This is a genomic window from Streptomyces sp. V2I9 (assembly GCF_030817475.1).
Taxonomy (GTDB): Bacteria; Actinomycetota; Actinomycetes; order Streptomycetales; family Streptomycetaceae; genus Streptomyces.
This window is the reverse complement of record NZ_JAUSZJ010000002.1, coordinates 6529757-6542514: the sequence shown is the minus strand read 5'-3', so window position 1 is coordinate 6542514 and position 12758 is coordinate 6529757. Positions and strand designations below refer to the sequence as shown.

The window sequence follows — 12758 nt, the reverse complement described above, 5'->3', positions numbered from 1 at the left end:
CCCGTCGAGGTGACCCGGCACGCGGGTCGCCGGTCGGCCCGCTCGGGCGGCTCTGCGTAGAGGTCGGCGCTACACCGGGGGCATGGGGGTGTCAGGGGGCCAGCAGCGGTAGTCCGGCCGTACGCCACAGATCACGGCAGCCGCCCCCGGCCTCCCGCACGTCCTCGGGACGCCCTTCTTCCATGCGCCGGGCCGTGTCGCTCCCCGTGCCACCCTCCACGCCCGCGTCCTCCTCCGCCGTACGCCAGACGCGTACCCTCGCACCGCTCCCGGCGGGTCGCTCGGGTCCGGGAGGTCCGGCGAGGGGCGGCCACCCCGGATCGCCATGGGCGGCGAAATCGGCCCAGGCTCCGGTCATCCGCCGGGCCAGCTCCTCGTCGGCGGCGCCGGGCGGCCCGCCGATCAGGAAGTGGACGCTCTCCTCGTGAAGGTTGCCGAACGCGAACGGGATGTCGGCGCAGTGCCAGGCGCGCACCCGCTGCCCGGCGCCGCCCGTGCGGCGGTCGAAGCGGGCGAGGAAGGCCCGGCCGCCCGCCGAGGCATGGGCCTCGGCGAGGCGCGAGCTGTACTCGGCGAACAGCAGGTCGGAGGCGAGGGAGAGGTGGACGTCGAGCACCGGCGCGCCCGGCAGGCGCTCACGATACTTCTCGACGAAGGCGGACGACAGGCCGAAGTCAGCGGCGAACCGGGCCAGTTGATCATCGTCCGTGATCTTCGCTCTGCTGCCGACCGCATCCAGCAGCCAGCACTCCTCCGTGGTGTGGCAGACCAGGAGTTCCACCGCGCCGCCCGCTCCGGCGGCCAGCGCCTCCAGCGGGTCGGCGGTCAGCAGGGCGCCATCGATCACCGGGCCGTAGATCGCCGGGTCGTAGTGGCGCTGCCCCGAGGCGGGGTCCTGCGCGTACCGGGCGCAGACCCGGTCCGCCGCGGCGACCAGGGCCTCGGGCGGGGCGGCGAGCAGCCCGCTCCGGTCGGCGGGTACCCCGGCCTCGGCGGCGACCTCGGCGGTGGTGCGGGCCGCCTGTTCCACCGTGGCGAAGGCGTTGACGGCGCTGTGCAGGACCACGCGCCGGAACAGGCCGTGCGCCCGGTCGGCCACTGCCAGGCAGGCGGCGGAGGTCGCGCCCGAAGACTGGCCGGCCAGCGTGACCCGGTCCGGGGAGCCGCCGAACGCCGCGATGTTGTCGCGGATCCATTCCAGCGCGGCGATCTGGTCGAGCAGTCCACGGTTGTCGGGGAAGGACGGGCCGCCGTCCGCGTGGGGGACGTGGCCGAACCCCTCGAAGCCGAGACGGCTGTTGAGTGTGACGACGACGAGCCCGAGCCCCGCCAGCGCGGTGCCGTCGAAGTCCGGCTGGGCCGAGGACCCGAAGACGTACGCACCGCCGTGGAGCCAGACCAGCACGGGCAGGTCGCCCGGCCCGCCGGCAGGCGTCCAGATGTTCAGCGTGAGGATGTCCTCGTCACCGGGCGACCAGAGCGGCGCGCCCGGAAGTTCGGCCGACTGGGGAGCGACGGGCCCGAAGGCGGCGCAGTCGCGTACGCCGTCCCAGGGCTCCGCCGGCTGTGGCTCCAGGAACCGGCGGGGACCGAACGGCGGTGCCGCGTACGGTAGTCCGAGTACGGTGACGATCCCGCGGTCCCGCGCGGCGCGCCGCCCCCGTACCCGTCCGGCCTCTGTCGTGTAGACGTCCACGGTTCCGCTCCCCCTGGTACTGCCCGTCCGGCGTTCGGCGCGGCCGGGTCAGCATCCCAGCATGCCTCGGGCCCCCACCAGCGAATTGATCTTGCCCCGGGGCGTGTCCCGAACCGGCTCCAGGGGGGGTGAACGGGTTCCGGGAGGACACCGCCGCCGGGAGCGGCACCGTGCGGAAGGGCCGGGCCGCTCAGCCGCCGATCAGCTCGCGTACGGTCGCCATGTCGCTGAACGGGAGCAGTTCGCCCCGGACGCTCTGGTGCGGTTCGCTGCCCTTGCCCGCGATGAGCACGATGTCGTCCGGCCCCGCTTCCGCCAGGGCCGCGGCGATGGCCAGGCGGCGGTCGGCGAGCCGCTCGAACGGTGTCCCGGTCGACGCGATGGCCGGGGCGATCTGGTCGAGGATGGCCTCGGGGTCCTCGTGACGGGGGTTGTCCGAAGTCAGGACGCACAGGTCGGAGTGGGTCCCCGCGATCGTGCCCATCTCGGCGCGCTTGGTGGTGTCGCGGTCTCCGCCGCAGCCGAAGACGGTGATGACCCGGCCGCGGGCGAAGCCCCGGATCGTGGTGAGGACCTTGCTGAGGGAGTCCGGTGAGTGGGCGTAGTCCACGATCACCGAGGTGCCTCCGGGCGTGTGGAGGCGTTCGAAGCGGCCGGGGATCTGCGGCATCCGCTCCAGCGCGTCGACCAGGCCGGCCAGGCTGTGGCCGAGGAGGTGGCAGGCTGCCACCGTGGCCAGCGCGTTGGAGACCGAGAACCGGCCCGGCGAGGGGATCGCCGCCGGATATTTGCGGCCCTCGTGATGCAGGGTGAAGCGGGTGCCCGAAGCGTCCACGGTGAGATCGCTCGCGCGGTAGTCCGCGTCGCCGTCCAGCGCGAACGTGGTCACCGCGTCGGGCATCAGCTCCCGGATCCCGGCGCCCACCGGGTCGTCGGCGTTGATCACGGCGCGGCGGCACAGCCCTTGGAAGAGGCGGAGTTTGGCGTCCCGGTAGTTCTCCATGGTGCCGTGGTCGTCGAGGTGGTCCTGGGTCAGGTTGGTGAAGACGCCGACATCGATGAACGTACGGTCCAGCCGGTGTGTCAGGAGCCCCATCGAGGTGGCCTCCAGGACGACGCTGCCGGTGTCGCGGTCGCGCATGTGCCCCAGCAGGTACTGGAGATCGGGTGATTCCGGCGTGGTGAGCACCGAGGAAGGCATCGGGATGTGCTCGTCGCCGATGCGGCTGCCCGCGGTGCCGATCACCCCGACCCGCGCGCCTTCGGCGATCCGGAGCACCGACTCGGTCATGTACGAGACGGACGTCTTGCCGTTGGTGCCGGTGATGGCGATGAGGTCCATCGCCCGGCCCGGTTCACCGAAGTAGCGCGAGGCGACGACCGCAGCCGCCTTGCGGACGTCGGGGACCCGTACGGCGCACACCTCGCCCAGCGCCGGGGGCAGCGGGGGCGCCTGTTCGTCGACGAGGACGGCGACCGCGCCGCGTGCGACGGCCGGGGCGACGGAGCCCGGCCCGCCGGCGGCGTGGCCGGGCACCGCGGCGAAGACGGAGCCGGGGGCGACCCGGTCCACGTCGAAGGTCGCTCCGGCGGTGACGTCCGTGCGCGCGGGGGTTCCCCGGAGCACGTGGTGGTCCTGCCCGGCCATGAGGTCGCTCAGCTTCACGATGATCCCTTCGAATGCGGCGTCGGCCAGGTCGTACGGCCGTCGCCGGAATGCCGCACGGGCAAGTGCGCCGTGGGCCGCGTGGTGCTGTGGAGCCGGTGGTGGATTCCGCGTCCGGCGAGCGCCGGAGGAGACGGTGACGCTGCGGCACGCGGCCGCCGGAGCGGTGGTGCTGGTGATGCCTCCGGGCGGTCGTGGCCCTGCTGATGGCGTTGGTGAGATGGCGGCGGGCCGGGGCGGTCCGCGCCGAGGGCCGGGGACGCCGGATGCCGCTGTCGGGGACGGTCGCGGAGATCGCTAGCCGTGGCCGTGCAGTGCGGTACGGCCCGTTCCGGGCGCCGCGTCGGCGGGCACCGGGGGCACGGCCGCGCGGGCGGCGACCGGGGGCAGCGCGGAAGCGGCCCGGTGCGGGCACATGCTCGGCTCGGCGCTGCGTTCCATGAGCCGAGTGTACGTGCGGCGGGAGGCGCGCCGGTCCGCTCCGCCGCGCGCTCGCCGGGGAGGCCGGGCCGGGACGCTGCCCGCTCCGGTGGGTCCCGTGTGCGGCCTCCCGCCGTCTCCGCCACCACCGGCTTCAGGAATCGGTCACCACGGCGGGGGGCGGTTCCGCCGAGGGTGATGACCGCCTCGGGGCGGCCGTTCTCCGTGGGCGGGCGAGGTCACCTCGTGGCGCGGGCGTTCGGCGGTTCGACCATCCGCACCGTCGGTGTGACGGATCTCTTCGGATACCGGGGGAACGGGGCGCGACCTGCGGACGAACCGGTCGGGGTGGCCCGCCCCGACACCCGGAAACCGATCTTCCCTTTGCGGCCGGAGCGGTACCGGAGTGGAATTGCGTACAGGGACAGCGGTTCTCGGTACCCCGGAGGAAAGGACGCGCCATGAGCGACACCGACTGGGGGGACGCGGTCTACCAGCCCCAGGAGCCCGAAGCTTCCGACCCCGCCGCCGAGCAGCTCGGCGCCGAGGACACGCTCATGGACCCGTCCGGCACCGGCGACCCGCTGGACGAGGGCTACGCGCCGCCGGACCGCCCCTGGGTGGTCGAAGGGCTGGGCGCCACGGCCTCGGAACAGAACTCCGGCGAGTCCCTCGAAGCCCGTCTGAGGAGAGAGGTCCCCGAGCCGGACCGTTCACTCGGCGACGGTGTCGGCGATCTCGTGGACGGTGACGGCGAGCCCTGGGACGACGAGGTCGGCGTCGCCCGTGCCGGGCGGCTGACCCAGCAGGCGGAAGGGACCGTTCCGGCGACCCTCACCGCGAGCGACGTGGGCATCGACGGGGCGGCGGCGTCGGCCGAGGAGGCCGCGATGCACGTGATCCCCGAGCCGGGGGACGACGACGCGCTGCTGGAGCCCTGGCCTCCGCCTCCGGGCGACGCCGGGACCGATCCCGCCACGGGCGGAGCGGCGGCCTCGGCGTCGCCCTGAGCGGACCGTGGCGCCGCGCGGGACCGCGCCCCGCCCCGCTTCTCACCCTCCCGACGTCATCGGACCTCCAGGAGCACACAGATGAGCGGCACCGCTCAGATCGGCGTCACCGGACTCGCGGTCATGGGACGCAACCTGGCCCGGAACTTCGCCCGCGACGGCTACACGGTGGCCCTGCACAACCGCACCACCTCCCGGACGGACGCCCTGGTGGAGGAGTTCGGCGACGAGGGCGATTTCGTGCCGGCGCGCACGCCGGAGGAGTTCGTCGCCGCGCTGGAACGGCCCCGGCGGCTGGTGATCATGGTGAAGGCGGGGGACGCCACCGACGCGGTGATCCAGGAGTTCGCCCCGCTGCTGGAGGAGGGCGACGTCATCATCGACGGCGGGAACGCTCACTTCGAGGACACCCGCCGCCGGGAGAGGGAGCTGCGCGAGCGGGGCATCCACTTCGTCGGGGTGGGAATCTCCGGCGGGGAGGAAGGCGCGCTGCACGGCCCCAGCATCATGCCGGGCGGCTCCGCCGAGTCCTACGCATCGCTCGGCCCGATGCTGGAGCGGGTCGCCGCTCGGGCGGAGGACGGCACGCCGTGCACCACGCACATCGGCCCCGACGGCGCGGGCCACTTCGTGAAGATGGTCCACAACGGCATCGAGTACGCGGACATGCAGTTGATCGCCGAGGCGTACGACCTGCTGCGTTCCGTCGGCGGCTACTCCCCCGCGCGGATCGCCGACGTCTTTCGCACCTGGAACACCGGCCGGCTGGATTCGTACCTCATCGAGATCACGGCGGAGGTCCTCGCCCATACGGACGCGGCGACCGGAAAGCCGTTCGTGGACGTCGTGCAGGACCGGGCGGAGCAGAAGGGCACCGGCCGGTGGACCGTCCAGATCGCGCTCGACCTCGGGGTCCCGGTGTCGGGGATCGCGGAGGCGGTGTTCGCCCGGTCGCTGTCCGGCCACGCCGATCTGCGGGGCGCGGCACGCGACCTCCCCGGACCCAGCCCGAAGCCGCTCGACGCGCCGGCTGCCGCGGCGTTCGCGGACCAGGTGGAGCAGGCCCTGTACGCCTCCAAGATCGTCTCGTACACGCAGGGCTTCCACCAGATCCGGGCGGGCAGCGAGGAGTACGGCTGGGACGTCGGCCTCGGCTCCGTGGCGGCGATCTGGCGGGCCGGCTGCATCATCCGGGCCGCCTTCCTGGACCGTATCCGCGCCGCCTACGCCTCCCGGCCGGACCTGACCCTCCTGCTGGCTGACGAGGAGTTCGGGCAGGAGATCGGCGCGGCCCAGGAGGACTGGCGGGCGGTGGTGGCCGTGGCCGCGCGGCAGGGAGTGCCGACACCGGGGTTCGCCGCGGCGCTCTCGTACTACGACGGGCTGCGCGCCGACCGGTTGCCCGCGGCGCTCACCCAGGGGCAACGGGACTTCTTCGGGGCGCACACCTACCGGCGTACGGACCGGGAGGGCTCGTTCCACACGCTCTGGGGCGGCGACCGGTCCGAGGTCGAGGTGGGCTGAGCCCGGCGTGGCGGCCCCGCTCCCCCGGCCGGTCCACCCCGCGTGCGACCGGTCGGCAGCCGTGGCCCAATAACTCCGAGCCCTGTTCGCCGTCGCCCGGTGGCCGCCGTCCGGCCACCGTCCGACCCCCCTCGTAACGGAGCACGTCCATGCCCGATGCCGTTCCCGATCCCGTCTCCGTCCAACCCGTCGTGGCACCGGTGACCAGTGCGGCCCTGTTCCTGGTGGGCACGGTCGAGCCGGGCGGTGAGCAGGCGGTGCGGGACGTGCTGCCGGACCTCGCGGCCGTCGCCCGGTCGCTCGGCTTCCGGTTCCCGGACGCCGGGCTCGCCTGTGTGACCGCTTTCGGTTCCAACGCCTGGGACCGCTTGTTCGGCGGGCCCCGTCCCGCCCACCTCCGGCCGTTCCCGGAACTGCGGGGGCCGCTTCATCACGCTCCGGCGACACCGGGCGACCTCCTGCTGCACATCCGGGCCGACCGGATGGACGTCTGCTTCGCCTGGGCCGCCCAGTTGCTCGACAAGCTCGGCGGGGCCCTGCGGATCGTGGACGAGACGCACGGCTTCCGCTATCTCGACCACCGGGATCTGCTCGGCTTCGTGGACGGCACGGCGAACCCGGTGGGCAACGACGCACGGGTGGCGGCGCTCGTCGGGCCGGAGGACCCGGATTTCGACGGCGGCAGCTACATCGTCGTACAGAAGTACCTCCACGACCTGGCGTCCTGGAACGCACTCACCGTGGAGGAGCAGGAACGCGTCATCGGCCGCACGAAGCTGGACGATGTGGAGTTCCCCGACGACAAGAAGCCCGCCGACTCCCATCTCGCGCTCAACACCATCATCGACAAGGACGGCAACGAACGGGACATCCTGCGGGCGAACATGCCGTTCGGAAGCTTCGAACGGGGCGATTTCGGCACGTACTTCATCGGATACGCGGCCGATCCCGGCGTGACCGAACAGATGCTGCGCAACATGTTCCTCGGCGACGGCGCCGGGTCGCACGACCGCATCCTCGACTTCTCCACGGCGGTCACCGGCTCGCTCTTCTTCGCCCCCCGCGCCGACTTCCTCGACGCTCCCCCGCCCCCACCCGCCTCGGCCCACGCCGGGAGCCGGCCGGAGCCGGCGTCCGCACCGGACCGGCAGGAGCCGCGGAAGCCGGCCGCCGCCGGCTCCGACGACGGTTCGCTGCACCTCGGCGGCCTGCACGGAAGCAGTCAGTGATGAACAATCTGCACCGCGAGCTCGCACCGGTCACCCCCGCAGCCTGGGACGAGATCGAGGAGGAGGCCCGGCGCACGTTCCGCCGCCATGTCGCCTGCCGCCGCGTCGTCGATGTCTCCGACCCGGCCGGCCCGACGCTGGCCGCGGTCGGTGACGGCCACCTCCGTGCCATCGGTCCGCCCACCCCGGACGTCGTGGCGCGCGCCCGCACGTCGATGCCGGTCATCGAGTGGCGGGTGCCGTTCACGGTGACCCGCGCGGCCGTGGACGACGTGGAGCGCGGCTCGGCCGACAGTGACTGGCAGCCCGTCAAGGACGCCGCCCGCACCTGCGCGTTCGCCGAGGACATGGCGATCATCGACGGGTACGGGGCGGCCGGGATCACCGGCCTGAGGGACGGCTCCTCACACGATCCGCTGCCGCTGCCCGCCGACGCGCGGGACTATCCGGTGGCGGTCAGCCAGGCCGTGACCCAGCTGCGGCTGGCCGGGGTCGACGGGCCGTACCGGCTGCTTCTCGGCGCGGACGCGTTCACCGAGGCGGCCGAGACCTCGGACCACGGCTATCCGGTCAAGACGCATCTGAGCCGCCTGGTCGATGACGAGATCCTGTGGGCGCCGGCGGTCAAGGGTGGTGTGCTGCTCTCCACCCGCGGCGGGGACTTCGAACTCTGCCTGGGCCAGGACCTGTCGATCGGCTACGCGGACCACGACGCCACCAGCGTCCACCTCTACTTCCAGCAGGCGTTCACCTTCCGGATGCTCACGCCGGAGGCCGTGGTCGGCCTGATCGCCTGACCACGGGGGCGCGCGCCCGCGCGTGCGACGGCTGCCGAGCGCCCCCGTTCCGCCCAGGACTCCGGGGGCAGCCATCAGGGACTCCGGCCGTATGACGCAGACGACTCCCGCACACCACGAGGGCGCGACGACACCGCCCGCGACCGGCCACGCCACGCGCCGCGATCCCCGTTTCGACGCCGTCGTCCGGGCGGCTGTCGGGCAGGGGCTCCTGGGCGAGGGCGGCCAGGTCGCCGGATTCATCGACACCGAAGGGGTGCGGGCCTCCGTCGGGGCTCTGCACGACGCCTTCTCGGCCGCGCCCGAGGTGCTCCACACCTTCGCCGCCAAGGCGTGCTCGCTCATCCCGGTCCTGCGGCTGCCCGACCGCGGCATGGGGTGCGAGGTGGCGAGCCCCGGCGAACTGCGCCTCGCCCTGGAGGCGGGGTTCGCCGCGTCCCGTGTCGTGCTGGACTCGCCTGCCAAGACCCGTGAGGAGATCCGGCTGGCGCTCGCGCTCGGGGTGTCCGTCAACGCCGACAGCCTCGACGAACTGCGCCGCATCGACGCCCTCCGTCATCCGGGTACCGCCTCGGTGGTCGGGGTGCGGATCAATCCCCAGGTCGGCGGTGGTTCCATCGGGGCGATGAGCACGGCGACGGGCACCTCGAAGTTCGGGGTGGCGCTGCGCGATCCGGGAGCCCGTGAGGCGATCGTGCGGGCGTTCCGGGACCGGCCGTGGCTCACTCGGCTGCACGCCCATGTCGGCTCCCAGGGCTGCCCGTTGGAGCTGATGGCGGCCGGGGTGGCCCGAACGTACGAACTGGCCGAGGAGATCAACGCGACGCTGGGGGTCCGGCAGGTCACCAGCCTGGACATCGGTGGCGGCCTCCCGGTCAACTTCGCCGACGAGACCGTACGCCCCACGTATCCGGACTACGTGGCGGCCCTGACCGCGGCCGTCCCCGGCCTGCTCTCGGGGCGCTACGGGCTGATCACGGAGTTCGGACGGTCGCTGCTGGCGAAGAACGGGTTCATCGGGGCGCGCGTGGAGTACGTGAAGGACGCCGGGGGCCGCCGGATCGCCCTGACCCACGCGGGTGCGCAGACCGCCACCCGTACGGTGTTCATGCCGGACGCCTGGCCGCTGCGGATCGGGGCGTTCGGCGCGGACGGCACCCCCAGGACCGGCCCGGTGCTGCCCCAGGACATCGCGGGGCCGTGCTGCTTCGCCGGCGATGTGGTGGCGTACGGCAGGGAGCTGCCGGAGCTGGCCGAGGAGGATGTGGTGATCCTGTACGACACGGGGGCGTACTACTTCTCCACCCCGTGGGCGTACAACAGCCTGCCTCGCCCTGCCGTGTACGGATTCCGGGCGGGGAAGGGCGGGGCGGTGACGTTCGCGACGGTGCGGGACGCGCAGTCGATGGAGTCGATCGCCGCGGAGAGCGGTCTCGCCCACGTGGACGCCCTGATGGAACGGGACGGCTGAGCGGGCGGCCACCGACCGGAGTGGCCGAGCAGGCACAGCGGGCCCGGCCGACCGGCGCGCCACGGCCGGCCGGGCCCACATGGTGCGAGGCGTGGCTGTCGCGCTCCGGTCCGCCGCCGGTCAGCTCCCGGCGGGCTGCGGCTCGGGCTCCGGGTCCGGTACGGGGTCCGGGCCCGGAGCGGGCGGCTGCGGGATCGGGTCCGGCGAGGGACCGGGCGGAACCGGTGCGGGCCCCGGCGGCACGGGCGGCGGGCTGGGCACCGGGGTGGGCGGGCCCGGCACGGGCGGAGGCGTCGGCGAGGGCGGTACGGGGTCGGGGTACGGGTGGGTCATCGCGATCCTCCACAACGGGACGAAACGAACAGATGGAGCTTTCCTCCACCGTCTCCCGGTGCGGCTGCCCGCGCCTGCCGAGTCCACACGCGCGCGCCGCCGCAGTCCTACGGACGGACGTGACCGGGACCGCCCGGAGCGGGCGGATTCCCGGACACGTCCCCGGAGCCGGCCGGGGCTGCGGCCGGCTCCCCGCTCAGTGCAGTTCGGGGTGGTCCCCGAGCCGGCGCTCCGCCTCCTGGACGAGCTCGGCCGGGGCCTCCGGCGCCTCGTCGGGGTGGCGCTGGGCCCACTTCGCTGCGTACGGGCACAGCGGTACGACGGGTACCCCTTCCCGGCCGGCCATGGCGTAGAACTCGCGCACGAGCGCCCCCGCGATGCCCTTGCCCTCGTGCTCGGGCCGGACGACGGTGTGCACGGCCACCAGGGCACCGGGGGCCGGTTCCACGGCGAAGTACGCGATGGAACCGACCGGCTCACCGCCCTCGTACGCCACGAGGCTGCCGCTCTCCCGGTCGTCCCTGATCTCCACGTCCGCCATGGCTCCTGCTCTCTCCCCGTCATCCGGGCGCATCCAAGGCGCACCCGTGGGCTTGTCCCGACACGGGCGTCCGTGGTCGCCCCCGCACACGGACGGCGGACTCAGCCGCCCGCGACGACGGCCTGCGGGCTCCGCTCCGTACGGGTCCCCGGAACGGGCGCCGAGGCGTCCGTCCCGAGCGCCACGATCCGGTTGTCCGCGTCCACGTGGACGACGCGCGGCACGAAAGCACGGGCCTCCGCATCGTCGACCTGGGCGTAGCTGATCAGGATGACCAGGTCACCGGGGTGGACGAGGTGTGCGGCGGCGCCGTTGATCCCGATGACACCGGAGCCGCGCTCGCCCTCGATGACATACGTCTCCAGGCGGGCGCCGTTGTCGATGTCAACGATATGGACCAGCTCGCCGGGCAGCAGGTCGGCGGCCTCCATCAGAGCGGCGTCGACCGTCACGGACCCGACGTAGTGCAGGTCGGCCTGGGTGACGGTGGCCCGGTGGATCTTGGATTTGAACAGAGTGCGCAGCATCGTGGACTCCTCGAAGACGGCTCCCCGCCAGCTTTGTGCAGGTCAGGGGCGTTGCTCACTCTACACCGGCGCTTCTCGAACGTGAGGTTCCCGAGGAAGATCGATCCCCTGCCCGGCCGGGTGACCGGGGCACGGCGACGCGTCCCGACCACCCGGCTCCGCGGCGCGTCCGCAACCACTTCCTCCCGCGCGGCAAGGAGTCCGTCGCGGTCGCCCGCCGTCGGCCACGGCAGCCAGGAGTTCTCGACGGTCCTCCGCGAATCGCTCGACAGCGAGGGGGACGCCGGCGCACGCGACCTGCGGGAGTCGGCGACCACCGCCGCCCCGGCCCCACCCCATTGCAGGCAAAGGGCACAAGTCGCGCGATCACCCATTCGACTAAGCCCGTACGAATGAATGACCGACAGTCCTATGAATTGCTCTGCGGCGGCCGGGGGCGCAGCATGTAAGTCACCTCGGCGGGAGGGGCCCGGCCCAGCCGCTCGCGGCCCTCGATGACGGAGGACCTGGATGGCATCGTATTTCGAGAACGGTGACGACACCCTGGTGCCGGACGCTCTGCGGGGCTTCGCCCGCGCCCACGCGGATCTGCTCACGCTCGACCCGGATCACGGCTTCCTCCTGGCCCGCGACCCGGCACCCACGCGGAGGGTCGGCCTCCTCTCGGGTGGCGGATCGGGCCACGAACCCCTGCACGCCGGATACGTCGGACGGGGCATGCTGGACGCCGCCTGTCCGGGACTCGTCTTCGCCTCGCCGCACAACCGGCAGGTGTACGAAGGGTCTCTCGCGGCCGCCCGGTCCGAGGGGGTGCTGCACATCGTGAAGAACTACACGGGGGACCGGATCAACTTCGGTATCGCCGCCGAACGGCTCGCCCACCGCGATGTCCCCTGTGCCCGCGTCCTGATCGACGACGACCTCGCCACCGACTCCGAGGACATCGCCGCGGGTCGCCGTGGTACCGGCGGAACCGTCCTGATCGAGAAGATCCTCGGAGCGGCGGCCGACACCGGCACGGGCCTCCGGGAGCTGCAGGAGTTCGGCACCCGCCTCGCCGCACGCTGTCGCACCCTGGCCGTCGCCTCAGCGGCCCACACCGCGCCCAGCACGGGCAGGCCGGCCTTCGCCCTCGATCCGGAGGAACTGGAGTACGGCGTCGGCATCCACGGCGAGCGCGCCCGCCGGACCATTCCTCGCGGGCCTCTCCGCCCTCTCGTGGAGCGCATGGTCCGGGAGCTTCTCGACGCGCTCTCCCCGGCCCGCGGTTCCTCCGTCATCGTTCTGGTCAACGGGCTCGGGGCCGTCACCCCCCTGGAGTTGTACGCGGTCCACGCCGAGCTGTGCGGCCTGCTCGACGCACGCGGTATCGAACCCGCTCGCTCCCTCGTCGGCGAGTACGTCACCGCCCTGGACATGCGCGGTTTCTCCCTCACCCTGCTCACCGCCGACCCAGAGATCCTGCGCCTGTACGACGCGCCCGTGCGAACCGCGGCCCTGCACTGGTGAGGAGACGGCACCGACGGCCGCTGCCGAAAGAGTTT

11 protein-coding genes are annotated in these 12758 nt (G+C 73.2%); 6 read left to right on the top strand and 5 right to left on the bottom strand.

Annotated features, from left to right (window positions below; translation table 11 throughout):
* Positions 1-91: 91 nt before the first annotated feature.
* The 3 genes from QFZ71_RS28350 to QFZ71_RS28340 form a co-directional block, all read right to left on the bottom strand.
* Positions 92-1696 carry a carboxylesterase/lipase family protein gene (locus QFZ71_RS28350; protein ID WP_307670999.1) on the bottom strand — a complete coding sequence of 535 codons (1605 nt, stop codon included), beginning with the start codon at positions 1694-1696 and terminating at the stop codon, positions 92-94.
* Positions 1697-1886: 190 nt separating this feature from the next.
* Positions 1887-3362, bottom strand: coding sequence for a UDP-N-acetylmuramoyl-L-alanyl-D-glutamate--2,6-diaminopimelate ligase (locus QFZ71_RS28345; RefSeq protein WP_307670998.1), 1476 nt, complete (start codon positions 3360-3362; stop codon positions 1887-1889).
* Between the two features lie 297 nt (positions 3363-3659).
* Positions 3660-3803 (bottom strand): hypothetical protein, encoded by a 144-nt coding sequence (locus QFZ71_RS28340; RefSeq protein WP_307670997.1) that lies wholly within the window; start codon positions 3801-3803, stop codon positions 3660-3662.
* A 440-nt stretch (positions 3804-4243) separates the two neighbouring features.
* Here QFZ71_RS28340 and QFZ71_RS28335 point away from each other — a divergent pair, with 440 nt between their 5' ends.
* The 5 genes from QFZ71_RS28335 to QFZ71_RS28315 all read left to right on the top strand — a co-directional run bounded on the left by QFZ71_RS28335 (position 4244) and on the right by QFZ71_RS28315 (position 9813).
* Positions 4244-4792, top strand: a complete 549-nt coding sequence (locus QFZ71_RS28335; protein WP_307670996.1) for a DUF5709 domain-containing protein — start codon at positions 4244-4246, stop codon at positions 4790-4792.
* 81 nt (positions 4793-4873) lie between these two features.
* Positions 4874-6316 carry an NADP-dependent phosphogluconate dehydrogenase gene (gndA, locus tag QFZ71_RS28330; RefSeq protein WP_307670995.1) on the top strand — a complete coding sequence of 481 codons (1443 nt, stop codon included), beginning with the start codon at positions 4874-4876 and terminating at the stop codon, positions 6314-6316.
* Positions 6317-6465: 149 nt separating this feature from the next.
* Positions 6466-7545 (top strand): Dyp-type peroxidase, encoded by a 1080-nt coding sequence (locus QFZ71_RS28325; protein WP_307670994.1) that lies wholly within the window; start codon positions 6466-6468, stop codon positions 7543-7545.
* Positions 7545-8342 carry a family 1 encapsulin nanocompartment shell protein gene (locus QFZ71_RS28320; RefSeq protein WP_307670993.1) on the top strand — a complete coding sequence of 266 codons (798 nt, stop codon included), beginning with the start codon at positions 7545-7547 and terminating at the stop codon, positions 8340-8342. Before QFZ71_RS28325 ends, QFZ71_RS28320 begins: the two co-directional genes overlap by 1 nt.
* Before the next feature lie 91 nt (positions 8343-8433).
* Positions 8434-9813: a diaminopimelate decarboxylase gene (locus QFZ71_RS28315; protein WP_307670992.1), complete on the top strand. Its 1380-nt coding sequence runs from the start codon at positions 8434-8436 to the stop codon at positions 9811-9813.
* Positions 9814-10342: 529 nt separating this feature from the next.
* Here QFZ71_RS28315 and QFZ71_RS28310 read toward each other — a convergent pair.
* On the bottom strand, positions 10343-10687 hold the full coding sequence (locus tag QFZ71_RS28310) for a GNAT family N-acetyltransferase (RefSeq protein WP_307670991.1): 345 nt from the start codon (positions 10685-10687) through the stop codon (positions 10343-10345).
* A gap of 101 nt (positions 10688-10788) precedes the next feature.
* On the bottom strand, positions 10789-11214 hold the full coding sequence (panD, locus tag QFZ71_RS28305; protein WP_307670990.1) for an aspartate 1-decarboxylase: 426 nt from the start codon (positions 11212-11214) through the stop codon (positions 10789-10791).
* Positions 11215-11724: 510 nt separating this feature from the next.
* Between panD and QFZ71_RS28300 the strand changes: the two genes are divergently transcribed.
* Complete coding sequence (locus QFZ71_RS28300) at positions 11725-12723, top strand: dihydroxyacetone kinase subunit DhaK (RefSeq protein WP_307670989.1); 999 nt, start codon at positions 11725-11727, stop codon at positions 12721-12723.
* The last annotated feature ends 35 nt before the right edge of the window (positions 12724-12758 follow it).